At 74.9% G+C, this 25,255-nt stretch carries 28 protein-coding genes; 14 read left to right on the plus strand and 14 right to left on the minus strand.

Annotation, left to right across the window (positions count from 1 at the left end; all coding sequences use genetic code 11):
* Positions 1-66 precede the first annotated feature (66 nt).
* Positions 67-672: a molybdenum cofactor guanylyltransferase gene (gene mobA, locus K329_RS28975; RefSeq protein ID WP_043644444.1), complete on the minus strand. Its 606-nt coding sequence runs from the start codon at positions 670-672 to the stop codon at positions 67-69.
* A complete protein-coding gene (locus K329_RS0122680; protein WP_245596664.1) occupies positions 669-1,382 on the minus strand; it encodes a TetR/AcrR family transcriptional regulator in 714 nt (237 codons plus the stop codon). The genes mobA and K329_RS0122680 overlap by 4 nt, the downstream gene beginning before the upstream one ends.
* A 96-nt stretch (positions 1,383-1,478) precedes the next feature.
* Here K329_RS0122680 and K329_RS0122685 point away from each other — a divergent pair, with 96 nt between their 5' ends.
* Complete coding sequence (locus K329_RS0122685; protein ID WP_028474821.1) at positions 1,479-2,933, plus strand: MFS transporter; 1,455 nt, start codon at positions 1,479-1,481, stop codon at positions 2,931-2,933.
* Positions 2,934-3,097: 164 nt separating this feature from the next.
* Here K329_RS0122685 and K329_RS0122690 read toward each other — a convergent pair whose 3' ends face one another.
* On the minus strand, positions 3,098-3,796 hold the full coding sequence (locus K329_RS0122690; RefSeq protein ID WP_028474822.1) for a GAF and ANTAR domain-containing protein: 699 nt from the start codon (positions 3,794-3,796) through the stop codon (positions 3,098-3,100).
* Positions 3,797-4,048: 252 nt separating this feature from the next.
* Between K329_RS0122690 and K329_RS30030 the strand changes: the two genes are divergently transcribed.
* Genes K329_RS30030 through K329_RS0122705 form a run of 3 tightly spaced genes read left to right on the plus strand, consistent with a single transcriptional unit; the run spans position 4,049 to position 5,822 of the window.
* Complete coding sequence (locus tag K329_RS30030; RefSeq protein WP_052337247.1) at positions 4,049-4,855, plus strand: hypothetical protein; 807 nt, start codon at positions 4,049-4,051, stop codon at positions 4,853-4,855.
* Positions 4,852-5,268, plus strand: a complete 417-nt coding sequence (locus K329_RS28985; RefSeq protein ID WP_052337248.1) for a phage holin family protein — start codon at positions 4,852-4,854, stop codon at positions 5,266-5,268. Before K329_RS30030 ends, K329_RS28985 begins: the two co-directional genes overlap by 4 nt.
* The gene (locus K329_RS0122705) at positions 5,244-5,822 is read left to right on the plus strand and encodes a DUF3618 domain-containing protein (protein ID WP_028474823.1); all 579 of its coding nucleotides are present in this window, start codon (positions 5,244-5,246) and stop codon (positions 5,820-5,822) included. Before K329_RS28985 ends, K329_RS0122705 begins: the two co-directional genes overlap by 25 nt.
* Positions 5,823-5,940: 118 nt before the next feature.
* On the opposite strand, the gene K329_RS0122710 is transcribed toward K329_RS0122705, so the two are convergent.
* On the minus strand, positions 5,941-6,666 hold the full coding sequence (locus K329_RS0122710) for a FadR/GntR family transcriptional regulator (protein WP_052337249.1): 726 nt from the start codon (positions 6,664-6,666) through the stop codon (positions 5,941-5,943).
* A 125-nt stretch (positions 6,667-6,791) separates the two neighbouring features.
* On the opposite strand from K329_RS0122710, the gene K329_RS0122715 reads away from it, so the two are divergent.
* From K329_RS0122715 to K329_RS28990, 3 genes are read left to right on the plus strand one after another with little or no spacing between them, the layout of a single operon-like run.
* The gene (locus tag K329_RS0122715) at positions 6,792-8,111 is read left to right on the plus strand and encodes an SLC13 family permease (protein ID WP_028474825.1); all 1,320 of its coding nucleotides are present in this window, start codon (positions 6,792-6,794) and stop codon (positions 8,109-8,111) included.
* Between the two features lie 11 nt (positions 8,112-8,122).
* Complete coding sequence (locus K329_RS0122720; RefSeq protein ID WP_052337250.1) at positions 8,123-9,346, plus strand: CaiB/BaiF CoA transferase family protein; 1,224 nt, start codon at positions 8,123-8,125, stop codon at positions 9,344-9,346.
* Complete coding sequence (locus K329_RS28990) at positions 9,343-10,788, plus strand: carboxyl transferase domain-containing protein (RefSeq protein ID WP_043644446.1); 1,446 nt, start codon at positions 9,343-9,345, stop codon at positions 10,786-10,788. The genes K329_RS0122720 and K329_RS28990 overlap by 4 nt, the downstream gene beginning before the upstream one ends.
* A 34-nt stretch (positions 10,789-10,822) precedes the next feature.
* Here the strand turns inward: K329_RS28990 and K329_RS0122730 are convergent, their stop codons facing one another.
* Positions 10,823-11,626, minus strand: coding sequence for a sulfite exporter TauE/SafE family protein (locus K329_RS0122730; RefSeq protein ID WP_028474827.1), 804 nt, complete (start codon positions 11,624-11,626; stop codon positions 10,823-10,825).
* A 134-nt stretch (positions 11,627-11,760) separates the two neighbouring features.
* On the opposite strand from K329_RS0122730, the gene K329_RS0122735 reads away from it, so the two are divergent.
* The gene (locus tag K329_RS0122735; RefSeq protein ID WP_028474828.1) at positions 11,761-12,027 is read left to right on the plus strand and encodes a hypothetical protein; all 267 of its coding nucleotides are present in this window, start codon (positions 11,761-11,763) and stop codon (positions 12,025-12,027) included.
* A gap of 25 nt (positions 12,028-12,052) precedes the next feature.
* Here K329_RS0122735 and K329_RS31155 read toward each other — a convergent pair whose 3' ends face one another.
* From K329_RS31155 to K329_RS29000, 4 genes are all read right to left on the minus strand, one after another.
* Positions 12,053-12,190, minus strand: a complete 138-nt coding sequence (locus K329_RS31155; RefSeq protein WP_157571875.1) for a hypothetical protein — start codon at positions 12,188-12,190, stop codon at positions 12,053-12,055.
* A gap of 80 nt (positions 12,191-12,270) precedes the next feature.
* On the minus strand, positions 12,271-12,462 hold the full coding sequence (locus K329_RS0122745) for a hypothetical protein (protein WP_028474829.1): 192 nt from the start codon (positions 12,460-12,462) through the stop codon (positions 12,271-12,273).
* A gap of 93 nt (positions 12,463-12,555) precedes the next feature.
* Positions 12,556-13,230 (minus strand): DsbA family protein, encoded by a 675-nt coding sequence (locus K329_RS28995; protein WP_043644448.1) that lies wholly within the window; start codon positions 13,228-13,230, stop codon positions 12,556-12,558.
* On the minus strand, positions 13,227-14,951 hold the full coding sequence (locus K329_RS29000; RefSeq protein ID WP_084541608.1) for a bifunctional 3'-5' exonuclease/DNA polymerase: 1,725 nt from the start codon (positions 14,949-14,951) through the stop codon (positions 13,227-13,229). Before K329_RS29000 ends, K329_RS28995 begins: the two co-directional genes overlap by 4 nt.
* Before the next feature lie 85 nt (positions 14,952-15,036).
* On the opposite strand from K329_RS29000, the gene K329_RS31360 reads away from it, so the two are divergent.
* From K329_RS31360 to K329_RS30035, 3 genes are all read left to right on the plus strand, one after another.
* Positions 15,037-16,059 carry a glycosyltransferase family protein gene (locus K329_RS31360; protein WP_052337251.1) on the plus strand — a complete coding sequence of 341 codons (1,023 nt, stop codon included), beginning with the start codon at positions 15,037-15,039 and terminating at the stop codon, positions 16,057-16,059.
* Positions 16,056-17,390, plus strand: coding sequence for a glycosyltransferase (locus K329_RS29010; protein ID WP_169721629.1), 1,335 nt, complete (start codon positions 16,056-16,058; stop codon positions 17,388-17,390). Before K329_RS31360 ends, K329_RS29010 begins: the two co-directional genes overlap by 4 nt.
* A 236-nt stretch (positions 17,391-17,626) precedes the next feature.
* Positions 17,627-18,673: a class I SAM-dependent methyltransferase gene (locus K329_RS30035; RefSeq protein ID WP_084541534.1), complete on the plus strand. Its 1,047-nt coding sequence runs from the start codon at positions 17,627-17,629 to the stop codon at positions 18,671-18,673.
* 75 nt (positions 18,674-18,748) lie between these two features.
* Here K329_RS30035 and K329_RS0122775 read toward each other — a convergent pair whose 3' ends face one another.
* On the minus strand, positions 18,749-19,108 hold the full coding sequence (locus K329_RS0122775; RefSeq protein WP_028474830.1) for a hypothetical protein: 360 nt from the start codon (positions 19,106-19,108) through the stop codon (positions 18,749-18,751).
* 236 nt (positions 19,109-19,344) lie between these two features.
* Between K329_RS0122775 and K329_RS31160 the strand changes: the two genes are divergently transcribed.
* Together K329_RS31160 and K329_RS0122785 are read left to right on the plus strand one after the other, a co-directional pair.
* Positions 19,345-19,545, plus strand: coding sequence for a hypothetical protein (locus tag K329_RS31160; RefSeq protein WP_157571876.1), 201 nt, complete (start codon positions 19,345-19,347; stop codon positions 19,543-19,545).
* 137 nt (positions 19,546-19,682) lie between these two features.
* The gene (locus K329_RS0122785) at positions 19,683-20,570 is read left to right on the plus strand and encodes an arginase family protein (RefSeq protein ID WP_281169836.1); all 888 of its coding nucleotides are present in this window, start codon (positions 19,683-19,685) and stop codon (positions 20,568-20,570) included.
* A 19-nt stretch (positions 20,571-20,589) separates the two neighbouring features.
* Here K329_RS0122785 and K329_RS0122790 read toward each other — a convergent pair whose 3' ends face one another.
* The 4 genes from K329_RS0122790 to K329_RS0122805 all read right to left on the minus strand — a co-directional run bounded on the left by K329_RS0122790 (position 20,590) and on the right by K329_RS0122805 (position 24,269).
* Positions 20,590-21,081: a hypothetical protein gene (locus tag K329_RS0122790; protein ID WP_028474832.1), complete on the minus strand. Its 492-nt coding sequence runs from the start codon at positions 21,079-21,081 to the stop codon at positions 20,590-20,592.
* A gap of 70 nt (positions 21,082-21,151) precedes the next feature.
* A complete protein-coding gene (locus K329_RS0122795; protein WP_028474833.1) occupies positions 21,152-21,775 on the minus strand; it encodes a class F sortase in 624 nt (207 codons plus the stop codon).
* 7 nt (positions 21,776-21,782) lie between these two features.
* Entirely contained in the window at positions 21,783-22,772 is a 990-nt protein-coding gene (locus K329_RS0122800; RefSeq protein ID WP_028474834.1) for a GPI anchored serine-threonine rich family protein, read from the minus strand.
* A 357-nt stretch (positions 22,773-23,129) separates the two neighbouring features.
* Positions 23,130-24,269 carry a glycosyltransferase family 1 protein gene (locus K329_RS0122805; protein WP_157571877.1) on the minus strand — a complete coding sequence of 380 codons (1,140 nt, stop codon included), beginning with the start codon at positions 24,267-24,269 and terminating at the stop codon, positions 23,130-23,132.
* Positions 24,270-24,328: 59 nt separating this feature from the next.
* On the opposite strand from K329_RS0122805, the gene K329_RS0122810 reads away from it, so the two are divergent.
* Positions 24,329-25,255 (plus strand): WcbI family polysaccharide biosynthesis putative acetyltransferase, encoded by a 927-nt coding sequence (locus K329_RS0122810; protein ID WP_028474836.1) that lies wholly within the window; start codon positions 24,329-24,331, stop codon positions 25,253-25,255.

A 25,255-nucleotide genomic window follows, 5' to 3' on the forward strand; every position in this document is an offset into this window, starting at 1 on the left:
GGTCCCGGGTCGTGTCCATCCAAGCGCCCCGCACAACCCGGCGCCGGCGCGTCGGGGCACCACCCCTCAGTCGGGCGTGACCCGGAGCCGCTCGGCGTCCGCCCACGTGTCGACGTCGGACTCCTCGTCCCCCCGGGCGACCACGGGCCGCAGGTCCAGCGCCCCCGTGAGGGCGCGCATCGCCAGGCCGGGCCACTCTTCCCGGGGCGGGGCGACGCGGGCCAGGGCGTCGGGGCGTACGACGAGCGCGAGGTGCGCGCGTCCGCCCGCGTCGACGAGGACCGCCCCGTCGCCGAGGGGCGGGGTCTCGGCGGCCGCCCGCAGCCGGGCGACCGTGGCAGTGGTGAGCAGGGGCATGTCGACCGCGAGCACGGCCACCAGGTCGACGGGATCGTGCTGGTCGAGGGCGGCCAGGCCGGTCAGCAGGGCGCTGGCCGGGCCGCTGTGGCGGGGCTCCTCGCGCACGAAGCGCGGTGCGCGGCCGGCGGGGCCGACGGAGAGCCCGGCGGCGGGCGGGTCGCCCACCACGACCACCTCCGAGCAGTCGGCGCAGGCGGCGACCGCCCGGTCGAGCAGCCGCACGCCGTCGAGGAGCAGATCGCCCTTGCTGTGCCCGCCCAGTCGTCGCCCCTGCCCGCCGGTGAGCACCACGGCCGCCAACGAGGTCGTCACGGGTCGCCTCGGGCCCCGGCCTGCAGGCGCAGGCCCGCCAGGGCGAGGTCCAGGGCTGCCCGGAACTGGTCGAGGTCGTCGTGGCCGTCGAACTCGTCGACGATCTCGCGCACGAACGGGAACTCCTCGACGTCGAGCTCGCGCCAGGTGGCGGCGTACCGGCCGAGGAACTCGTCGCGGTCGACGGCGCCGTCGAGCACCTCCTGGGGCGGCTCCTGGCCGAGGTCGACCGCGGTGCCGACGACGACCCCGACGACCGCGGAGACGGCGTGGAACCGCTGCTGCGCGGTGAGGTCGAGGCGCAGGGTCTGACGCCCCAACCGGTCGTAGAGCCTCAGGGAGCTGCCCTGCACGACGGTGTTGCGCATGAAGTAGGCGCCGAGCCAGGGGCGGGCCACGATCGCGTCGAACAGGGTCAGGGCCATCGCGCGCAGGTCGTCGATCGGGTCGTCGCTCTCCGGGAGGGCCTCGACCTCGACGAGCACCTGGCCGACGACGTGGTCGGTGGCGCGGTCGAGCAGCTCCTCCTTGCTCGCGACGTACCAGTAGATGCTGGCGACGCCGCCGCCGAGCCGCTGCGCCAGCGCCCGGAACGTGAGGGCCGACGGACCCGCCTCGTCGAGCAGGGCCACGGCCTCGGTGAGGACGGCCTCCATCGAGTGCGACGCCCGTCGGCGGCCGGTGGTCGTGGTGCTGGAGGGGCGTGCCATGGATCTCATCCCATCACATCTTGCGCAGTATCGAACATCGTTCTATGTTCTCGTACGTTGTTCGATGGTCGAACGACGTTCGATAGGAGGTGGGTCATGTCCACCACGACACCCGACGCCCCGTCACGGACGTACCCGTCCCTCCGGGCGGCCTGGATCCCCCTGGCCGCCCTCTGCCTCGCCTTCTTCGTGGAGATGGTCGACAACACCCTGCTGACGATCGCCCTCCCCACGATCGGTCGCGACCTCGGCAGCAGCACCACCGCGCTGCAGTGGGTCACCGGTGCCTACTCGCTCACCTTCGGAGGTCTCCTGCTGACCGCCGGGTCGATGGCGGACCGGCTCGGGCGCCGTCGGGTGCTGCTCGTCGGCCTCTCGGTGTTCGGCGCGCTGAGCCTCTGTGCCGTCGCCGTCTCGACGACGGACGAGCTCGTGGCGCTGCGGGCCGCGCTCGGGCTCGCCGCCGCCGCGATGGCGCCGATCACCAACTCGCTGGTCTTCCGGCTCTTCGACGACGCGGCGCTGCGGATGCGCGCCATGAGCGTGATGATCGTCGTGGGGATGTCCGGCTTCGTGCTGGGACCCGTGATCGGCGGCACGGCGCTGGCCCACGTGCGCTGGGAGTGGTTGCTGGTCGTCAACGCCCCGATCGCGCTGGTCGCCTTCCTCGGCGTCCGGTACGGCGTGGCGGCCGACCGTCCCGAGGACCTCACCGACGACGCCCTCGACCTGCCGGGCGCCGTGCTCAGCATCGGCGCGATCGGCCTCGCCTGCTGGTCGTTGACGAGCGGCGTCGAGCACGGCTGGCTCTCCTGGGTCACGCTCGCCTCGGTCGGGGGAGCCCTCGCTGCCGCCGTCGCCTTCGTGCGCCACGAGCGTCGTACCGCGGCCCCCATGCTCGACCTGCGGCTCTTCTCCGTCGGCACCGTCCGGGGCGCCGTGCTGGCCCAGGTCGGCACGGCGATCGCGATGGCCAGCGTGATGTTCGGGCTGATCCTGCACTTCCAGTACGCCTACGGCTGGAGCCCGGTGCGCGCCGGGCTCGCGAACCTCCCGATCATCGTGACGATGCTCCTGGCCTCTCCCGTCTCGGAACAGCTCGCGCGGCGGTTCGGCCACCGGGTCGCCTGCCTCGTCGGCGCCGCGCTCATGGCGGGCTCGCTCGCCGGGCTCTCGTGGGGCGTCGACCACGGGTACGTCGCGATCGCCGTCTGCATGGTGGCGATGACCGTCGGGCTGCGCACGGTGATGACGATCTGCGCCGTCGCCCTCGTCGAGGCGATGCCCGCCAACCGCACCTCGATCGGCACGGCCCTCAACGACACCGCCCAGGAGGTCGGCACCAGCGTCGGCACCGCCGTGGTGGGCACCCTCATCGCGGTCCTGGTCACCACCCGGCTGCCCGCGGGCGCGTGGAGCGACGCCCTCGTCGCCTCGTTCTTCCACGGCGAGCGCCTCACCTACGGGCTGCTCGCAGTGGTCGTCGGGCTCGTCGTGGCCGGCGGCGCGCTCAGCCTCACGGACTCCCGGGCCACGGACGAGCACGCCTGACGGGCAGGTATGACGGGCACGCCTGACGGGGACCCCGCGCGGCGGGCGTACGACGCGGGCGGCCCCGGCGCCGAGGTTTGCAGCGCCAGGGCCTGGGCCCGTCGTCCCCCGGGAGACGGGCGGGCCCTGGGGGCCGGTACCAACTCGGGGCCGACCTGATGCGCTCAGGCGTCGGGCGGTCCGGGGAGCTGCCGGGTGCGCACGAGGTGCTCGGCGACGGCGCGCAGCTTGATGTTGCGGGTCTGCGAGATCCGCGCGAGGGCGGCGAAGGCCTGGTCGGGGCTGAGGTCGAACCGCTCCATCAGCAGGCCGGTGGCCTGACCGATGAGGGTCCGGGTGTCGAGCGCCACGACGAGGTTCTCGCTGTCCTGCGCCGCGGCGAGCGCCACGCCCACGTGGGCGGCGAGCGCCGTGGCGTGGTGGATGTCGTCGGTGGTGAACGCCGACGGGGCGGCGCCGTACAGGTTGAGGGCGCCGAGGGTGTCGGCGCTCGAGAACAGCCGGTGGCTCAGCATGCTGCGCATCCCGAGCTCCCGGGCGACCCGGGGGCCCCAGCGCGGCCATCGCTCGTCGAACGTCAGGTCGTTGCTGTGCACGACCTCGTGTCGCTGCAGCGCGTCGAGGCACGGACCCTCGCCGAGCTCGTACTGCCACTCGTCGATGTCGCGGGCGTGGGGATGCGTGAGCACGGGCGTCTCGATGCCGGTCTTCGTCACGATCGAGACCGCCCCGATCTCGCACCCGGTGATGACGGTGCGGGCGGCCTCGACGGCGAGCTGCATGGTGGCCACGGTCGAGCGCTCACCCTGCATGCTGCGTGCGATCTCGGCGAGGTCGCGGTTGAACTGCTCGTGGCCTGGCATGACACCCATGGTGCCCCGTGACCGGGCCCGGCGCTGCACCTGGGCCGGATCCCGTCGGGGCGGCGCTGAAACAAAGTGCGCCCGGACGTGCCTCAACCTCCCCCGGGAGCGGGCACCGGGGAGTGTCGCGCCACCGAGGGTCGACCGTGCTCCCGTCGCCCGAGGCCGCCCCACCGGCTCCGTCGCCCGTCGAGCAGGGCCGACCGCCCGGTGCCGCAGGAGCTTCGCAGCACGTCCACCCAGGAGGAACAGATGACAGACCCGTATCGCACCGATCCGACCTCGACCGACCGGTCCGGCACCGACCCGTCCGGCACCGACCCGTCCACCGCCGACCGGGCCCAGGCCGCCGCCTCGACCGCGGTCGACGAGGGCAAGCACGTCTCCGGTGTCGCCAGGGACGAGGTCCAGAACGTCGCCTCCGAGGTGACCGCCCAGACCCGCCAGCTCGTCGACGAGATCCGGCAGCAGGTGACGGCCCAGCTCGACGACCAGTCGCGCCAGCAGCGTGACCGCCTCGTCGACACGCTCGGCACCCTCGGCGACGACCTCACGCAGATGGCCGACCGCAGCGAGAGCTCCGGTCTCGCCGTGCACGCCGCCCGCGAGGTGGCAGAACGCAGCCGGACCCTCCAGACCTACCTCGACGGGCGCGAGCCCCGTGAGCTGCTCGAGGACGTCCGCGGCTTCGCCCGCCGTCGTCCGGCCGCCTTCCTCGTCGGGGCCCTCGTGGCCGGCGTCGTCGCGGGCCGCGTCGTGCGGGGCGCCAAGGACGCCCCGGACGCCGCCGACGCCGCCGACGCTCCAGCGTCCGCGGGCCAGCCGGCGACGCCCGTCACCCCGGCGCCCGTCACCCCGGCGCCCGTCACCCCGGCACCGCCCGTGTCGCCGGTGGACCGCCCGGTCACCTGGCCCGCCGGCGCCCCCGCCGACACCCCCGCCACGCCCGCCGCGCCGACCGAGGCCCCCGACGCGCCGTCGATCACGCCGCCCCCGGCCGTGCGGTCGGTCGACTCCGGCCACGAGGCCCGTCGCGACGGCACCGAGGGCCGCGCGTGAGCGCCCCCGTTCCTCCGCCGACGCGGGAGCCGGGTGGCGAGCGCAGCCTCGGCGACATCGTCGGCGACGTCGCCCAGGACCTGAGCACCCTCGTGAAGCAGGAGCTCGACCTGGCGAAGGTCGAGCTGAAGCAGGAGGCCGCCCAGGCCGGCAAGGGAGCCGGGATGCTCGGCGGGGCCGCCGTCGCGGGGCACCTCGCCCTGGTGTTCGTCTCGCTCGCCCTGGTGTTCCTGCTCGACAACTGGATGCCGATCGAGCTCGCCGCCCTGATCACCACCCTGCTGTGGGCCGTGGTCGCCGCCGTGCTGGCGACGCTCGGCCGGACCGCGCTCAAGAAGGCCAACCCGCAGCTGCCGCAGACGCAGCAGACCCTCAAGGAGGACGCACCATGGGCCAGAACCCAGAACAGCTGACCGACGAGATCGCCCGGACGCGCAGCACGCTCGCCTCGGACCTCGACGAGCTCCAGGACAAGGTGAGCCCGAGCGCGATCGTGGACCGCAAGAAGGCGGCCGCTCGTCGTCGGGTCGTCGGTGTGCGCGAGAAGGTCATGGGCGGCGCCCAGGGCGCCGGGAGCAACGTCTCCGATGCGGCCGGCAACGTCTCCGACGCCGCCGCAGGCAACGCCGCGTCGCAGGCCGCCGAGGGCGTCCAGGAGCGGTACGACGGAGCGCCGCTCGCCGCGGGCGTGGCCGCGTTCGGCCTCGGGATGGTGCTGGCGGCCCTGATCCCGGCCACGAAGGCCGAGGCGCGTGCCGCGACGCAGGTCACGGACGTGCTGAAGGAGCGGACCGCCCCGCTCGTCGACGACGCGAAGGCCGCGGCGGCCGACGTCGGGGAGAGCCTGCGCGACAGCGCGGCCTCCTCGGTCGACGAGGTCAGGGAGACGGCGCAGCACGCCGCATCCCGGGTCCAGGACGAGGGTGCCTCCTCGGCGGCGAACGTCCGGTCCGAGACGACCGGCTGACCAACCCCGGATCCGGGGCACGGCCCCGGGCACAGCTCCCGGAACAGGCTCCGAGAACGGCCCCCGACCTGCGGTGACGCGGGTCGGGGGCCGTGGTGCGTCGTACCCGGCCGGGGGGCTAGCGGTCGGCGCGCAGCACCGCCACGTCGCTCACCATGTCGACGTGGTCGTGCATCGCCGCGGCGGCGGCGGGGGCGTCGCCGGCGGCGATGGCCTCGGCGATGCGGCGGTGGCCCGCCAGCGACCGCAGTGGCCGGTCGGGCTGGGAGAGCGACTCGATGCGGCTCTCGCGGATCAGCTCGCTGATGGTCGCCATCATCTGCTCGAGCAGGCTGGAGTGCGCGGCGCGGGTGACGGCGCCGTGGAAGAGCTCGTCGCCGGTGACGCCGCGGCCGCCCTGCGCGATGTCGTCGGCCATGGCCTCGAGCGCGGCCTCGATGGCGGCGAGGTCGTCGTCGGTACGGCGCCCGGCGGCCAGCGCGGCGATCTTGGTCTCCAGGGCGTCGCGCGCCTCGATGATCTCGGGCAGCCGGTCGGCGTGGGCCCGGATGGCCTGGACGACCGGGGTGGAGGCGCTCGCGCCGGTGAGCACCGTGCCGTCGCCGTGGCGCACCGTGACGACCCCGATCACCTCGAGCGCCACCAGCGCCTGGCTCAGGGTCGCGCGGCTGACGCCCAGGCGGGACGCGAGCTCGCGCTCGGGGGGCAGGCGGTCGCCGGACCGCAGGTCGTTGGCCGCCACCCACGTCGTGATCTGCTCCGCGACCTGCTCGTAGAGGCGCGTGCGGGCGAGGGGCTGCGGCAGCGGGGGCTGCCGGAGATCGGGCGTCGGCGACTCCTTCATCCCGCCAGTCTATTGACAACAGCACCAGTGACCTATTGGCTAGGCCACTGAGCCAGCGATGGTGTGACAGGGGTCACGCTGGCGGGGCCGGCGCCGCGCCGACTCCCCGACGAGAGGTGTGGTCGATGGGACCGGAATGGGTAGCGATCATCGCGTTGGTGGTGCTCTTCGTGATCGGCACGGTGCTGCCGATCAACATGGGTGCGCTCGCGTACGTCGCGGCGTGGCTGGTCGGCATGTTCGCGCTCGACCTGAGCGAGAAGGAGATCCTGGCCGGCGTCAGTGGTGACCTCATCCTGACCTTGATCGGGGTCACCTACTTGTTCGCGATCGCGCGCAACAACGGCACGGTGGACCTGATCGTGAGATCGGCGGTCAAGGCCGTGCGGGGCCGCGTGGCCCTCATCCCGTGGGTGATGTTCGGGGTCACGGCGCTGCTGACGGGCATCGGGGCGGCGAGCCCCGCGGCCTGCGCGATCATCGGGCCGATCGCCCTCGGCTTCGCCGGGCGCTACCAGATCAACCCGCTGATGATGGGCATGTTCGTCGTGCACGGCGCCCAGGGCGGCGGCTTCTCGCCGATCAGCATCTACGGCACGATCACCAACTCCGTGATGGAGCAGAACGGCCTGCCGTCGAGCGAGATGACGGTCTTCTTCGCCAGCCTCGTCGTGAACCTGCTGATGGCCACGGTGCTGTTCTTCCTGCTCGGCGGCCGCAGCCTGATGGCCCGGCGGATGGACCCCGACGACCCGGACACCCTCTCGGAGGACCTGCACCGCGGCGGCGCGAAGGTGTCGGCCCGCGGCCTCGGCGCCACCGCCCCGACCGGCACCCAGACCCTCGGCCTGCGCCGCGACCGGGTGCTGACCCTCATCGCCTTCCTGAGCGTGGCCGTCATCGCGCTCGCGTTCGACAAGAACATCGGCTTCGTCTCCATCACGGCCGCGGTCATCCTCGCGATGCTCTCGCCCAACGAGCACAAGGACGCCATCCGCCAGGTGGCGTGGCCGACCGTGCTGCTGGTGGCCGGCGTGAGCACCTACGCGACCGTGCTGACCACCGCGGGCTCGCCCGAGTTCGTCGGCACGTGGGCGGCCGGGCTCGGCGCCGTCGTCATCGGCGCGCTGATCCTCTGCTACGTCGGCGGCGTCGTCTCCGCCTTCGCCTCGTCGACCGCCCTGCTGCCGGTGATCGTGCCGATCGCGATCCCGCTGATCGCCGAGGGCGGCATCAACGCGGGCCTCTTCGTGGCGGCGCTCGCGATCTCCTCGACCATCGTCGACGTCAGCCCGTTCTCCACGAACGGCGCCCTGATGCTCGCCAACCGCCCGGACACCGTCTCCGAGGCCACCTTCTACAAGCAGATCCTGACCTACAGCGTGGTCGTCGTCCTGGTGGGGCCCGTCCTCGTCTGGGCTGCGCTCGTGCTTCCCAGCTGGTGAACGGAGCAGACATGACCGAGCAGACGCAGGACACGAACGGCACGACGGGCACGACGACGGGCGGTCCCCTCGCGGGGACGCTGGTGGTCGACCTCTCCCGGGCCCTCGCCGGTCCGCACGCCACGATGATGCTGGGCGACCTCGGGGCCCGGATCGTCAAGGTCGAGGCGCCGGGGCGGGGCGACGACACCCGCGGCTGGGGTCCGCCCTTCGTGGGCGAGGCCGACGCGCGGGAGTCGACGTACTTCCTCTCCGCCAACCGCAACAAGGAGTCGATCGCCCTCGACCTGAAGGACGAGGCGGACCGCGACGTCCTGCTGGCCCTCGTCGACCGGGCCGACGTGCTGGTCGAGAACTTCCGCACCGGCGTCCTCGAGCGGCTCGGCCTCGGCATCGCCGAGCTCCGGGCCCGCAACCCGCGGCTCGTGGTGCTCTCGATCACCGGCTTCGGGCACGACGGCCCCGAGGGCGGGCGTGCCGGCTACGACCAGATCGCCCAGGGCGAGGCCGGCCTGATGTCGCTCACCGGCTCCGGGCCCGACGACCCGCAGAAGGTCGGCACCCCGATCTCGGACCTCCTGGCCGGCATGTACGGCGCCTTCGGCGTCGCCGCCGCGCTCACCGAGCGGGCGACCACGGGCGTGGGCTCGGTCGTGCGCACGTCGCTCCTGGCCGCCACCGTCGGCGTCCACGGCTTCCAGGGCACGCGGTGGACCGTCGCGGGCGTGCTCGGTCGCGCGCAGGGCAACCACCACCCGTCTATCTCGCCGTACGGCCTGTTCCGCTGCCGCGACGGCTCGGTGCAGATCGCCGTCGGCAGCGAGGGCCTGTGGCACCGGCTGTGCGCCGGGTTCGGGATCGACCCCGACCAGCCGGGCATCGCGACCAACCCCGAGCGCGTGGCCGACCCGGCCCGGGTGCTCGAGGTCGTCGAGGGCCTCTTCGCGGACTGGGACGCCGAGCCGCTGCTCGCGCGCCTCGCCGAGGTGGGGGTGCCGGCCGGCAAGGTGCGCACGCTCGACGAGGTCTACGCCTGGGAGCAGACCGCCAGCCAGGGCCTCCTGATCGACGTCGAGCACACGGGCCTCGGGCGCCTCACGCTGCCCGGGCCGCCGCTGCGCTTCTTCGACGGGGCCGACGGGGCCGACGAGCGCCGCCTCACCCACGCCCCGCCGCCGCGGCTCGACGAGCACGGCGCCGCGATCCGGGCCTGGGTGCAGGAGCCCGACGCGTGACCCGCCGGCTCTCGGCGGCCCAGCTGATCGACCGGGTGATCGACCCCGGCACGTTCCTCTCGTGGGACACCACCGTCGACCGCTCGGGCCGCAGCGCGGCCTACCGGGCCGAGCTGGAGGCCGCCGCCGACAAGGCCGGCACCGACGAGTCGGTGGTGACCGGGGTGGGCGACGTCAACGGACGGCGCGTGTGCGTGATCGTCAACGAGTTCGCCTTCCTGGCCGGATCGATCGGCACGGACGCCGCCCGTCGGATCACGGCCGCCTTCCGGTGCGCGACCGCCGAGGGCCTGCCCGTGCTCGCCAGCACGGCGTCGGGCGGCACCCGGATGCAGGAGGGCACGCCGGCGTTCGTCGGGATGGTCGACATCACGCGGGCGGTGATGGACCACCGTGCGGCCGGACTGCCCTACCTGGTCTACCTGCGCCACCCCACCACCGGCGGCGTGTTCGCCTCGTGGGGCTCGCTGGCCCACGTGACGGTCGCCGAGCCGGGCGCCCTCATCGGGTTCCTCGGGCCGAAGGTCTACGAGGCGCTGAACGGCCGCGCCTTCCCCGAGGGCGTGCAGCGCGCCGAGAACCTGGTCGACCGGGGCGTCATCGACGCCGTCGCTCCTCCGGAGGAGCTGCACACCCTCGTCGACCTCGCCCTCGGGGTGCTCGTCGACCCGCCGACGACGCCGACCCTGCCGCGGCGTGCCGCCGCCCGGATCGACCGTCGTCGCGACACCTGGGCCTCGATCGAGGAGACGCGACGGCCCGACCGGGTCGGCGTGCGCGACCTCCTGCGGTACGGCGCCCGCGGCACCCTGCGCCTGCGCGGCACCGACGAGGGGGAGCGGGACTCGTCGGTGATCGTGGCGCTGACCCGGCTGGCCGGGCAGCCGTGCGTGCTCGTCGGCCAGGACCGCGTGCGGCAGACGCCCGCGACGCCAATGGGTCCGGGAGCGCTCCGGGAGGCCCGACGCGCGATGCGCCTGGCCGAGGAGCTGCGGCTGCCGCTGGTCACCGTCATCGACACCCCGGGGGCCGAGCTGTCGCAGCGGGCCGAGGAGGGGGCCATCGCCGGGGAGATCGCCCGGTGCATCGCCACCATGACGACGCTCCGGGTGCCGACGCTGGCCCTGCTGCTGGGCCAGGGCTGCGGCGGCGGTGCGCTCGCCCTGCTCCCCGCCCAGGTGGTCGTGGCGAGCGAGAACGCCTGGCTCTCCCCGCTCCCGCCCGAGGGGGCGAGCGTCATCGTGCACGGCCACGTCGACCGCGCCCCCGAGATGGCGGCCCGGCAGCGGGTGGGCGCCGCCGACCTCCACGCCGACGGCATCGTGCACCAGGTGGTGGCGGAGTCGGCGGGCGACAACGCGGCCACCCTGGCCACGGTGCTCGCGGGCGAGTGCGGCTACCAGCTCGACGCGATGACCCGCCGGCAGGCGATGGCGGGCTGAGCGGCGCGGGGGTCCGCCGTACCCCCGGGGTGACCTAGCCGGCGCGGAGCAGGAGCACCGCCGCGACCACGCCGGTCACGACGATGAGGGTGCGCAGCACCCGGCCGGGGAGGTGGCGGGCGACGCGCGCGCCGAGGTAGCCACCGCCCACCGAGCCCGCGGCGAGCAGGCCGACGACCTGCCAGTCGAGGGGCGCCAGCGCGACGAAGACGACGCTGGCGACCACGTTGCTCGCCAGCACCGACAGCGTCTTGAGCGCGTTGACGATCCGCAGGTCGACGTCGAGGCCGAACCCCAGCACCGCCACCATCATCACGCCCGAGCCGGCGCCGAAGTAGCCGCCGTACACCCCGGTCAGGGTGGCGAAGCCCGTGGTGGTGGGGGAGAGGCGCGTGCGGCGGCCGGTGTCGGTGGGTACGGCGCCCGGGTCGCCGGGGTCGGTACGGCGCTCGCGGCGGCGACGCAGGGCGGCCGTGACGGCCGGCTGGACGCCGACGAGCAGGCACGTGGCGAGAATCAACCAGGGCACGACCGCCTCGAACGACGAGGCCGGCGCCGCGAGCAGCAGGGCCGCGCCGGCGACGGCACCGACCGCGCTGGTGACGGCGACGGCGACCGTGAGCCCAGGGTGCTCGCGCAGCTCGCTGCGGAACCCGAAGGACCCGCTGAGGCCGGCGGGGGTCAGCCCGAGGGTGTTGGACGCGTTCGCGACGACGGGTGGCACCCCGAGGGCGATCAGCACGGGGAAGCTGAGCAGCGAGGCGAACCCCACCGTGGAGATCAGGACCCCGGACCCCAGCCCGGCGGCGAGCACCGCGAGCTGCTCCAGGGGGGTCACGGCGACATGGTCGCACTCACGGCGCCGTGCGCGGCCGACTGTTGCACCGGGGTCACGCCCCGTTCACACGACGCGGCCATGATCGGGCGCAGGAGCGTCGGCGGCGTGGGCCGCCCGAGGACGGGGAGGACTCCATGGACCAGATCGTGAAGGTGTCGTCGCTGCGGCCCGGCGACCTCGTCGAGGTCGGCGGAGGGATGACGACCTGGGAGCGCCTCGACAGCGTGACCAGCAGCGACGCCGGTCTGCGGATCCTGCACCTGCAGCCCGTGCTCGCGGGCCCGGAGATGACGGAGCCGGTCCCGTGCGGCGACCCCCGCCAGACCGCGATGCGGGCGTGGGTGGAGGTGCGGCGGAGGGGTGTGCCGTCGCAGCGCGCGGGCCGGCGCCGGTCGGCCTGAGTCGCTCCCCGGGGCCGGTCTCTTCCTAGCGCTGGGGCTTGCGGCGGCGGTTCTTCGCGGAGTCCACCGCCCGCTGGATCCTGGCCCGGTTCTGCGGCTTGCGGGACTCGTTGTACAGCTTCTTGCCGATACCGATGAGGGCGGCGCTCTTGAACAGCTTCATGTGGAGAGCGGTACCCGCTCGGAGTGCGCGGAGTCAGGTTCTCGCCGGCCGGATCGGTGAATCCACGCACACTGGCCGGGTCAGAGGCCGGAGGCTGCCGCGAGGCCGGCGCCGGCGGTGGTCGGCTCCGCGCTGACGACGACCGTCGGGGCGCCCTGGGACCCGGTGCCGTCGGTGTCGTCGCCCAGCAGCAGGGCGACGAGGAGCAGGCCCCCTCCGCCGACGACGAGCAGGACGATGATCGAGAACAGGAACAGCTTGCGTTGCGACACGGTGGCTCCTCGGCGCTGCGGCGGTGGGGGACCGGCCCGGGTACCCGCCCGGGTCGGCGGCGACCCCGGGTGGTGCCGTGGGTCGGCGGATGCTCAGCCCGCGGCTCCCGCGCGCTCCAGCGCCGCCTCGAGGGGATCGACGAGGTCGCCCACCGTCCGCGGCTGCACGAGCTCGCCGTCGACGTAGAAGGTCGGTGTGCTCGTGACGCCGAGGCGCAGGGCGTCGTCCACGTCGCGCTGCACGCGCGCGGCGACCTCGGGCGAGGCGTAGTCCGCGTCGTACCGCTCGAGGTCCAGGCCGAGCTGCTCGGCGTACGTGCGGAAGAGCGCGTCGGCCGGCTCCCGGCTCTCGCCCCAGTCGACCTGGGTCTCGTACATGAGGGAGTACATGGCCTCGAGCTCGCCCTGGAGCGCGGCCGACTCGACGGCGCGGGCGGCGCGCTCGGCGTTGACGTGGCCGGGCAGGGGCAGGTAGCGCAGGACGAAGGTGACCCGGTCGCCGTACACGTCGCGCAGCTGCTCGACGACGGGGTACGTCGCCCGGCAGGCCTCGCACTCGAAGTCGAGGAACTCGACGAAGGTGACGCCGGTCGACCCCGGCTCGCCCAGGACGCGGCTGTCGTCGCGGACGAGCTCGGAGGGGCCCTCCGCGACCTCGACCGTCGCCCGCGGCTCGGGGGAGTCGGTGAGGGCGAGGAACGCGAGGGTGGCGACCACGAGCGCGAGCACGGCGCCCACGGCCAGGCCGATGCGGGTGGGCAGGGTCATCGGGGGAATGTAGCGGGCGGAGCCTCGGCGTCGACCTCCTCCGCCGCGGTGGCCGAGCGCTTCGACGCGTCCGCGTAGGAGCGCACGACCGACGCGCTGAGCGGGAAGTCGACGACGGCCTCGCGGAAGACCAGCCGGCTCGTCCGCGTCGCGGCCTCGCGCAGGAGCGCCACCACCTCGTCGGCGAGCGCGGCGGGCGTGTGCACGACGACCTCGTCGTGGAGGAACAGCACCAGGTGCGGGCGCTCCTCCAGCGGGCCCGTGCCGCGGCGCCACAGCTCGTTGCGGATCTCGGCGATCCAGCACAGGGCCCACTCCGCGCCGGTGCCCTGCACCACGAAGTTGCGCGTCGCGCGGCCGTACGCGCGCCGCTCGCGGGTCTGCTGGACCGGATCGGTCGGGGCGCCCTCGGGCCGCTGCTCCCAGATCTCGCCGAGGGTGGGGGAGCCGCGACCCAGCAGCGTGCGCACGGAGCGTCCGGTCTCGCCGTCGCGGGCGGCGCCCTCGAGGAGGGCGAAGGCCGCGGGGTACTGCTGGGCGAGCACCTCGGCCATGCGACCCCCGCCGCCGCGGGTGGCGCCGTACATGGCCCCGATCAGACCGAGCTTGGCGTCGTCGCGGCTCGGCACGCTGCCGGCGTCGACCATCGCCTGGTAGAGGTCCGGGTCGCGGGCGGACCGGACGAGCGCCGGGTCCGCGCTCATCCCGGCCAGCACCCGCGGCTCGAGCTGCGCCACGTCGGCGACGACGAACGCCCAGCCCTCGTCGGCGACCGCGGCCGGCCGCACCTGGACCGGGATCGAGAGGGCACCCCCGCCGTTGGAGGACCAGCGGCCCGTGGACGACCCGGCCGGCTGGTACGACGCACGGAACCGGCCGCCGCTCACCCACTGGTCGAGCCACGCCCAGCCGTTGGTCGTGAGCAGGCGGGTGAGCTGCTTGTAGGCCAGCAGGGGCGGCACGACCGGGTGCTCGACGCCCACGAGGGTGGCGGCGCGGGTGTCGGTGACGTCGAGCCCGGCCGCCCGCAGCGCCGCCAGCAGGTGGGGCAGCGAGTCGGGGTTGAGGTCGGGCGCCTCGAGCTCGCGGCGGATCAGGACCGCCAGCGCCTCGAGCCCGCGCGGACGGGTGCCACGGGGCGTGCGCGGCCCGAGGAGGTCGACGAGCAGGCGCTCGTGCACCTCGACGCTCCACGGCACGCCGACGTGGGTCATCTCCGCGGCGGTCAGTGCGCCCGCGGACTCCGCGGCCAGCAGCAGCTCGAGCCGGGCCTGCTCGGCCGGGGTGGCGACCGCGGCCACGGCGGCGAGCTGGCGGGCGCCCTCGACGTCGGCGCGGAGGTGCTCCGCGTCGTCCGCGGCGAAGAGGGTGGGCTCCGACCGGGTCCGGGGGCCGGGCCGGTCCCACAGCGCGGCGTCGTCGCCGCGGAGGTGCGCGGTGTCGACCGCCGGCGCGCGGCGGAGCAGCTGACGGGCGAGCCGGAGGTCGTGGCAGCGCCGTACGCGCACCCCGGCGGCCAGCAGCGGCGGGTACCACCACGAGGTGTCGTCCCAGACCCAGCGCGGGGACGTCGCCTCGCGCTCCGCGACCAGACGCGGCACCGCGGCCACGGCGATCTCCCGCGACCCGTCGCCGTCGACGACCAGCACCCGGTCGTCGGGCAGCCGCGACAGCGAGATCCGCTCCCCGGTGCGTGCTCGGTCGGGCGGGGCGGCGGGCATGGGCGGCACGCTACGGCCCCGCGGCGACAGCGCCCGACCGACGGAGCGTCCACGGGCCCAGGGCGGCGTGTCTAGCATCGGCGGCGTGCCCCCACCGTCGAGCCGTCCGTCCGCCGGGAGCGACGTCCCGGTCAGCCTGCTGCTCGGCGACCCCGGGCACGGCGTCGCCCGCTACGCCGGCCAGGTCGCGGAGTGGGCCGGGGCCGCGACGGCGACCGACGCCGCCCGGCTCGACGCCGGACGACGGGTCCACCTCCACCTCACCGACCGGGTCGTCGCCGACAGTCCCGAGGCGGCCGCCGACGTCGTCGAGGCGCTGGCCGGCCGGGTGCGCCTGACCGTCACGCTGCACGACGTCCCCCAGCCCACCGACGGGGCCTCGTTCGAGCGGCGCGTCGACTGCTACCGCCGCGTCGTCGCCGCCGCCGACGGGTGGGCCACCAACTCGGCGCACGAGCACGCCCAGGTCGTGCGCTGGTGCGCCCCCGACCACGACGGTGCGGTCGTGCCGCTGCCGGTCGTCCCGTTCCCCGCCGGCTCGAGCCGCGTCGTACTGCCCGAGGAGCCCTCCGACGTGGTCGGCGTGTTCGGCTTCTTCTACCCCGGCAAGGGGCACGCGGAGGTGCTCGAGGCCCTGGAGGCGCTCCGGGCGTCGGGCCGCGCGGCGCGACTCGGGGTGCTCGGTGCGCCCGCGCCCGGTCACCGGCGCGACCTCGAGGACCTCGTCGACCAGGCACGCCGCCGGGGCGTGCCCGTCGACGTCACCGGCAGCATCCCCGAGGCCGACCTGCCCGCTGCGCTCCGGAGCGTGGCCGCCGCCGTGGTCGGGCACCGCAACGTCTCGGCCTCGGGCAGCCTCAACTCCTGGCTCGCCGCGGGCCGTCGGCCGCTGGTGCGCACCGGCTCCTACGCCCGCGAGATGGCGGACCTGCGGCCGGGCTCCGTGTCGCTCTTCGACGACGACGACCTCACCGACGCCCTGGCCCGGGCGCTCGACGACCCGGCCTCCACCTGGCTCCCGCCCGACGCCGACCTGCGCCCGGGACCCGCGGAGACCGCCGAGGCCTACGTCGCCTGGTGGCGCCGGCTCGTCCGGAGCGCCGCGTGAGCCGGCCCCCGTGGGGCCGCGTCGCCGTCGGCAACGACTGGACGCCCGACCCCGCGTCGTACGACGCGACGGACCGCCCGCGTCGCACCGTGACCGTCGTCGTCACCCATTTCGAGCAACCCGTGGAGCTGGAGCGCACGCTGGCCGCCCTCGCCCGGCAGACCGTGCCCGCCGACCAGGTGGTCGTGGCGGACGACGGCTCGGCGGTCGCGCCGACGGTGCCGCCGGGGGTCGACCTGGTGCGGCAGCCCGACGAGGGCTTCCGGGCGGCGGCCGTCCGCAACGCCGCGGCCCGGGTCGCCGTCGGCGACCTGCTCGTCTTCCTCGACGCCGACACGAGCCCGGAGCCCGAGTTCCTCGCCCACCTGACCCGCATCCCCGCGACCCACCCCGAGGCGCTGGTGGTCGGGCGGCGGCGGCACGCGGACCTCGACGGCGTCCCCACCGACGCCCCGCTGCCCGAGGCGGCCGAGGGGCGCGTGCTCGAGGAGCCGGCGTGGCTCCGCACCGGCTACCTGCACAGCGGCGACCTCCGCGAGGCCGACGAGCTGAGCTTCCGCTACGTGATCGCGGCGGTGATGGCGTGCTCGCGGTGGTGGTTCGAGACGCTCGGCGGCTTCGACGAGTCCTTCGACGGCTACGGCGGCGAGGACTGGGAGATCGCGCATCGCTCCTGGCTGGCCGGCGGCCTCGTCGCCCACGTGCCGGAGGCGGTGGCCTGGCACGACGGGGCGCACGCCGGCGAGGTGCCCCGCACGTACGACGCCGGCCGCGCCGAGGCGGTGGCCCTGGCCGAACGCATCGGCGTGGGCGGCGTCGGGTGGCGCGGCCTGCTGCGCGGACCGGCCGACCTCGTCGTCAGCTTCGACGACACGCTGTCGCCGACCGAGCTGCTCGTCGGCGCCGACACGATCCTCGAGGCCGCCCCGCGCGCCGTGGTGCTGGCGAGCGAGGAGCAGCACCGGCTGCTCGGTGACGACCCCCGGGTACGGCGCTGGGCCGGCGCCGACGACGACCCCGCGCTCGACGGGGCCCGCCTGCACCTGCGGCTGCACCGCGCCCTCACGGGCACCTACGGCGACCTCGTCGCGCTCCGGAGCCACCTGCGCGGTCCGGACCTCGCGCCGACCACCGAGCTCACCCTCGGCGAACCGGAGGACCCCGCGGCCGTGACGGAGGTGGTCGGCGTCGTGCGCGACCTCCGCCTGCACCGCCGCGCCGCCCGCTGGGGCGACGACACCCCGCTGCGCACGGCGCGGCTCGCCGTACCCGGTCTGCGGGTCGTCGGCGACGACGCCGACCTCAAGGCGCACCTGGGCGGGTGGCTGTAGGTCGCTGTGCCGCGGGCCCCCACCCGGCGCGGTAGAGACCGGTGACGGCGACGAGGGCCGGGATCGCCGCCAGGGGGCGGTGGAGGTGGCTGGAGGTCCGGTCGGGCGTAGCGCCGGGGTCTGGTGCCACCTGGTGACACCGGGGCCCGGCACTACGCCTTCCGTCCGGGGCCGGCGGCGCGCGGGTCCGTCCTTCTGTGCCGCCGGGACGGCCGCGGCCACTAGGGTCGGTGACCATGGTGGGGGACCTGATGGAGGACGTCGTGCACGACATGGTGGATGTGGCGCAGCGCTGCCCGGCCTGCGGGGCCGAGATGCCGGAGGGCTTCTCGCCCGGACCCGGCGGCCGGCCCGGAGCCCGGTGCGGCCGGTGCCAGGCGTTGGAGCGTCACCGCTACCTGGCCCTCCTGCTGCGGGTGCTCGGCCCGGCGGTGGCGCGCGCCGACGTGGTGCTCGACGTGGCCCCGAGCCGCTACACGACCCGGGTGCTGACCGAGCTGGGCGTGCGTCACGTGGTGGGCATGGACTTCGACCCGGCCGCCGACGGCCGTGACGTCTCGGTGCAGGCCAGCCTGACGCAGGTGCCGCTGGCGGCGGGCTCGGTGGACCTGATGGTCTGCTACCACGTGCTCGAGCACATCCCCGACGACGCGGCGGCCATGGCGGAGATCCGCCGCGTGCTGGCGTCCGACGGGCTGGCGCTGGTGCAGGTGCCGCTCAGCATGGACCGGCCGACCGCCGAGGACCCGGAGGCCGACGAGGAGACCCGGGTGCGCCGGTTCGGCCAGGCCGACCACGTGCGCCTCTACGGATGGGACCTCGAGGACCGTCTGCAGGCCGCGGGCCTCGACGTGGTGCGCCTGCGGTGCGTCGACCTCGTGCCCCCGTCGACCCGCGCCCGGTACGGGCTCATGGAGCAGGAGGTCACCTGGCTGGTGCGGCCCTCGAGCTCGCCCCAGGGACGGCTGCTGAAGGTCGAGGACCTCGGTGTCGCCGGGCTCGATCTCCTCGGTCGCGCCGACCTGGCCGAGCCCGCCCACGTGCGGGCCCGCGTGGAGCGTGAGCTGCGCCAGCGCCTGGCGCGTGCGGAGGCGGGTGCGGAGCAGTGGCGCACCGAGGCCGCGGCCGAGCGGGCACGTCGCGAGGCGGCCGAGGTCGCGATGTCCGCGTGGCGCGACCGGGCCGAGCGGGCGCAGGCCTCCCTCGCCCGGATCCGGGGCCTCCTGCCCGTGCGGGTCGCCCGGCGCGTGCGCCGCTCCGCGCGGTCCGTCGTCGGTCGCTGACGCCGGGCGTCTGCCACCGCGGTGACGGCCCTGGCCGGGGCGGCGGGCATCGCCGCCCCGGCCAGGACCGGCCCGTCAGCAGCTGTAGTTGACGACCGCGTACTGCGTGTTGTTGATCTTCACCCAGCCCGGCGTCGTGCGGGAGTAGGCGATGGTGGCCGGCGGGAAGAGGTACGTCGCGCGGCACCCCGACTCGACGTAGAAGCCGTCGGCGTCGCGGAAGCCGTCGCTGATGCCGCCCGGGGAGAGGATCGCCTCGGCGCTCCACGGGTTGGCCAGGTTGTAGGTGATGAACACGGGCTGCGAGCCGACGTTCTGGACCTGGCCGCCGAAGGGCGGGACGGCCTCGGCGGACTCGGTGGGGGCGACGGCGGTGGCGCCGGCGCTCAGGGCGGCTACCGCTGCCAGGGCCGTGAGGGCGCGCTTGAAGGTCATGGGGTCTCCCGAGGGTGGGGTGTCCGAGATGGTTCTCGACCGGGGTGGCCGACGCGCACCACGCAAACGACCGCCGACGACCCCGCGATGAACCGCGCACCACGCCACGGCGACACCGGGCACAACTCGCTCCCGAGCCCATCACGGGCACCCGTGCCCAGCGGTCCGTCGCCCGCGGTGCTGCCGGCGGACCGCTCCGCTTGACCCGTGGATCGAACACGTGTTCGACTGAGGTCATGGTGGAGTCGGCGGGAGAGCGACAGTGGATGAAGGGCTACGAGGCCGCGCGTTCGCTGTGCCTGACCCGGGGTGCCGAGACGGCGCACCGGCAGCGGCCGCTCGGCACCGACCCGGCCTACGAGGCCGGCTGGGACTGGGGGCTGTGGGACTACGAGGACGCCAACGGGCTGCCTCACGTCGACGACCGAGGTGCGTGAGGTCCGGGCCGCTCCGCGGCGTGGGTCGACCTGCGCGGAACGGGTGCCGGGGGGTTGCGCCGGGATCGGGGTGCGGTGAGGGTGATGTCGAGCGGCGCAGCCGACGTACGTCTCGAGGGGGTCCAGTGAGAGTCACCGTGCTCGGCGTGCCCAGCAGCGCTGGGGCGTACTGCGTCGGCGTCGAGCGGGCGCCCGCCGCCCTGCGGGAGGCAGGTCTCGTCGACGCGCTGCGCGCTGCAGGCGCGGAGGTCGTCGACGCCGGCGACCTCACGACCCGCCGGTGGCTGCCGGACCGTGAGAGCCCGTTCGCACAGAACCTGGACGCCGAGGTGGCGGCCGCCGTGGAGCTCTCGACCGCTGCGGCCGGGCTGCTGGCCGAGGGTGAGCGTCTGCTGGTGCTCGGAGGCAGCTGCACCGTCGCCCTCGGGATGTGCGCCGCGATGGCGAGCTGCGGCCAGCGCCCGCGCGTCGTCTACATGGACCGCCACCTGGACCTCAACACGCCGCACTCGACCACGGAGGGCTCGCTCAGCTGGATGGGCATGGCGCACGCGCTGGCGCTCGACGGCGCCGCGCCCGAGCTGGTCGGTGCGACCGGCCGCGTGCCGCTCCTGGATCCCTCGGACCTCGTGTATCTCGGGGCCGACGCGACGCGCGAGACCACCGGTTGGGAGCGGCAGCAGGTCGCCGACCACGGTCTCGCCGTCGTCGACCAGGCGGCGCTCTGCGCGGACCCCCGGGGCGCGGCACGCCGGGCACGCGGCGCCCTCACGTCCGGTCCGTTCGTCGTGCATCTCGACGTCGACGTCCTCGACTTCCTGGACGCGCCGATTGCGGAGAACGTGAACGGGCGCAACAGCGGTCCCACGATCGCCCTCGCCGGCCAGGCTCTCGCCGAGCTCCTGCGGGAGCCCGACTGCTGGGGGATGTCGATCGGGCAGCTCGACCCGGCCCACGCGACGGCCGACCCCAGTGCGCTGCCGAGGCTCGTGTCGGCGCTCGTGGCGGCGCTGGCGACCACCTAGTGCCGGATGTGCCGGCTCGTCAGAACGGCACGGTGAGCGGCAGGACGGTGGCGTCGTACCCGGGTGCGGTGAGGAGGAGGTTGGCGACCGGGACGGGCGACTGCGACCGGTCGTCGCTGTTGATCAGCAGCAGGAGGATGTCGGACTCCTCGCCCGCGGCGAGCTCCGGGTCGTACCGGAAGGCGATCTGGCCGTCGGGGAACGTGTCGGCGTAGTTCCAGAGCATGCCGGCGACGCCGGAGAAGCTGTAGCCGTCGCCGGGATCGGGCAGCAGGGCGGTGAGGGTGCCGCCGGCGATGGGCTCGGTGCCGGTGTTGGTCACGTAGATCCCGTAGACGGTGGAGCCGGAGTCCGCGTACTCGCTGGGGCCGTCGGCTCGTCCGGCGAGGGTGGGACGTGGTTCGCCGGGGGTGCTGGCGGCGAACGCGGGGGCGGCGGCGACGACGGAGACGGCGGGCGCGGCCCACACGGATGCGCGCAGGAGGCTGCGGCGCGACGGGGTGGTGGTCACACGCGGAGCATTCCAGAAGGTCCGCCGGCCCGGCGCCGATTCGGCGAAGAAGCCGGCGCCGGGCGGAAGGTCAGCGGACGGCCGGGACGGCGTGCACGATCACGGTGCTCTCGAAGGAGCTGCCGTTCCAGTCGCCGCACGTCATGAGCACGAGGCCGCTGGCGCCGTCGGCGCGGTAGACGTCCGCGGCCACGTCGCCGAAGTCCGCGACCGGGACCGTCTCGCTGCGCTCCACGATGAAGGCCGCGGTGCCCTCGCTCCCGGTGACCAGCACCTCGTCACCGGCCTCGACGTCGACGAGCGGGTCGAAGACCCCGTCGTCCGCCGACGCGGTGTGGCCGACGATGACGGCGTTGCCGGCCGCGCCCGGGACGGCGCCGTCACGCCACCAGCCGGTCTCGTCGAGGGCGGAGGGGACCTCCTGGGCGTTCTCGGCGGTCGTGCCGACGGGCGCCACGGGTGCGTCGACGCCGAGCTCGACGATCTCGAGCCGGGTGGGCACACCGACCGGGCCCTCGACCAGGTCGCGCGGGGTCTCCGTCGCCGAGGGTGTCGCGGACGGTGTCGCCGACGGCGCGGCCGTCGGGGTGTCCGCAACCGGCTGCTCCTCCCGGTCGACGACCAGGAGGAGCAGCAGTGCGGCACCGAGGAGGACGATCGCCGCGGCGACCGCTCCGAGGAGCCTCTTGTTCATCGGCAGGTCAGAGACCCGCGGCCGGAGCCACCGTCGGGTGCGACGGCTGCGCGATGGGGGAGACGCCGGCGGGCGTGCAGGCCTGGTCGACCTCGACGAGCTCGACCTGGATCAGCTCGTCGTCGGCCGCCTCGTCGAGGTCCAGCTCGACGCCCGCGATGACGATGACGAGCTCGCCCTCGGTGGAGACCGTGCGGGTGCCGGCGGGAGCGAGCGAGAACTCGCCCTCCGCGTCGTCGCCCTCGATGTCGCCGTACACGACGTCGATCGTGACGTCGGAGATGTTGGTGATGGTGACGCCCTGGCAGACGGCGCCGGTCTCGACGTACGTCGGGAAGCAGTCAGCGCTGACGGGGACCGGGAACTCGGTCACGGCGCCCGCGGGGAACTCGAAGCCGTCGGCCGGGTAGGCGGCGACGAGCAGCTCCTCCTCCGGCGAGGTGACGAACAGCCGCACCGAGTAGCGGCCGGGCTCGACCTCCTCGGCGGACTCGTAGACCCCGTCCTCGTCCTCGTAGAAGACGACGGCCTCGTACAGGACGCCGGCGACCTCGGGAACGACGATGTCGCAGCCGTCGACCACGACGGGCGCGGGGGTGACGACGGTGACGGCGTCGACGACGGAGACCGTGATGGTGTCGGACGCGGTCGGGACGTTGTTCTCGGAGGCGATGATCTGGAACGTGTAGTCGTCACCGGCCTCGGCGTCGGCCGGGATCGTCACGTCGACCGTGGAGCCCACGGCCGCGGAGACCGCTGCGGCGTTCCAGCCGTCGACGACGTCGACCGCGCTACCGGCGGGGGCGACGACGAGGGTGGCGGCGGGGTCGACCGGGGTGACGTCCCAGGCGACGGAGAGCGTCGCGCCGGCCGTGGCCTCCGCGTCGTCGGTCGACCCGGCGATCGTGAACGTGTCGACGGTCGCGGCACTGGCCGGCGAGGCGACCAGCAGCGGCGCCACGAGCGCAAGGGCGGGAAGGAGCAGGAGGCGGCGCACAGGGTTCTCGTTTCTCGTGACGACGGGCTTCGTGCCACGTCAGGCAGCGAGAAATTAACATCTCCGCGACACGGGTGTGGGCGAACGAGGAATTCCCGGACGGATTTCGGCTGCTGCGTCCGAGGATTATCAAGAGGCGGAGAACGACGCCATGGGGGGTGGTCCCCATGCGGTCGGTTCCCGGCGTGATCGGGCGCGCAGGACCGCCTGACCTGCGCGGGAGCCTCGACCGACCGGAGGGATCCCGGGTCGCGGTCCCGGACGGGCGCGATTCCGTCCCACCAGCTCCTCGGAATTCGCAGAGCGTTTCCCCGTCATTCCGGAGGCGCGTCTTTCCCGAGCCCGGGTGAATCGTTCTCAGCGAGCCCGCGCCGAGGCCCGTGCGCGCTCGTACACCTCCGCGTGCGCCGTCGCGACGGCCGCCCGCTGCGACCGGCGCTCCTCGACGGTGACCTGCGGGCGCGACCCGCGCTCGTACGTCGCCCGCAGCGCCGCCGCCAGCGACGGCACCGAGAGACCGTCGACGTCGAGGTCGAACTCGTCGACCGGCGCCTGCTCCGCGAAGAAGCCGCCACAGCGGGGCGCGACGACGTCGGTGCCGAGGTCGCGGCACGCCTCGAGCCAGCCGGAGTGCGTGCCGAACCGGTAGGGCAGCACCGAGACGTCGAGGGAGGCGAGCCGGGCCCAGAGCTCGTCGTCGGGCAGGTAGTCGTGGGCGCGGACCTCGACGTACGGACGGCTGCCCGCCTCGTCGAGCAGCCCCGCCACGGCGGGGTCGTGGCGGGGTGCGCCGTTCCGGAGCACGTCGGCGTGCACGCTGATCTCGAGGGTCGCGCCGGGCAGTGCGCCGACGGCCTCGGTGAGACCGGGCAGCAGGTCGCGTGCGGCAACGTTGGCGCGCAGGCTCTTGAGGCTCACGCCCACCCGCATCGGCGCCCCCGGCTCCCGCGGCGGCCGTCGTCGGGCGCGCCAGGGGCCGATCTCGTCGAGCGCCACGATGTGCGGGTGCGGCACGACGGTCGCCGTACGCCCCCAGCGCTGCGCCACGACCGCCGCCGCGCCCGAGGTGAGGGTGACGACCTCGTCGGCCGCCGGCACGAGCACGTCGAGCCGGGCGTGGTGGCCGCTCGCGTCGTGCAGGTGGGGGTTGTGGAGGTCGTGCACGGTCACGACGAGCCCGCGGCGGCGCCGACGGAGCACGTCCACCAGCTCGCGGAGCTGCTCCGGCGTGCGGCTCTCGAACCCGAAGTGCACGTGCAGGAGGTCGAACGCGCCGGTCGCCGCCCAGTCGGCCTCGAGCATCCGCGGCGGCCACCACGCGCCCGTGGGGACGCCGTCGGCGTCCACCCCGGGAATGTCGGGCAGCCGGAGCGGGCCCGGACCGTCGAGCGGTGCGAGGTGACGCACGTAGGGATGGTCGGACGGCACCGAGGCGACGGTGGGGGGCGTGGGGACCGGGGGCGTAGCGTCGTCCGGGCCGTGGGGAGGCGTCGTCACCCGGCCGAGCGTAGGTGTGCGACGCGACCCCAGCCCGAGCGACCTCCGGAGGAAACCCCGTGCCCCGCAGTGACGCCGAGCAGCTCCACTACGCGGGGTTCTACGCCGACCGCGCCGACACGGGCACCGACGACCGGCCGCGGGTCGTGGTGGTGGGCAACTGCCAGGCCGAGTCGCTGCGGGTGCTGCTCGACGACGACGACGTCTCGACCGTGCGGCTCCCGCCGATCCACGAGATCGAGGCGGACGACGTGCCGCGGCTGACCCGGCTGCTGGCGCGCACCCAGGTGCTCGTGACGCAGCCGGTGGGCGCGGACTACCGGGGGCTGCCGCTCGGCACCGAGCAGCTCGTGCGTCTCCTCCCGGCCTCGGCGCGGGTGGTGCGGGTGCCGCCGGTCCGCTACCACGGGCTCCACCCGTGGCACGTCGTCGCGCACCCGCCGGGCCTCGCCGACCCGGACCCGCCGGTCGCGGCCTACCACGACCTGCGCACCCTGGCGGTCGCGCTCGCCCCCGCCGACCGCCGCCGCGAGGACCTCCCGGTCGCCGCGCCGGCGGCCCTCCGCGCCGTCGCGGACGGCTCCGTCGCCGAGCTGCGTCGCCGGGAGGAGCTGCACGGCACCGTCGTCGCGCACGACCTGTTCGCGACACCCGCGCCGGCGCTCATGCGCACCGTCAACCACCCCGGCAACGCCGTGCTCGTGCCCCTGGCGGCCCGGGTGCGGGCCGCCGCGGGCCTCGCCGCGCGCGCCAACCGGGTCGAGCGCCCGCTGCTCGACGCCGTCCACGCCCCCGTCGAGGCGCCCGTGCTGGCGGCCCTCGGCCTCGACGACGCCCCGCGCCCCGACTGGCGCCTCCACGGCCGCGCGGTGACCGACGAGGAGGTCGCCGCGGCCCACCTCGCCTTCTACGCCGACCGGCCCGACGTGGTGGCCCTCCTGGTCGAGCGCTACGCCCCGCTGATGCGCTCCCTCGGTCTGGGCTGA

The organism is Nocardioides alkalitolerans DSM 16699 (assembly GCF_000426525.1).
Classification (GTDB): Bacteria; Actinomycetota; Actinomycetes; order Propionibacteriales; family Nocardioidaceae; genus Nocardioides; species Nocardioides alkalitolerans.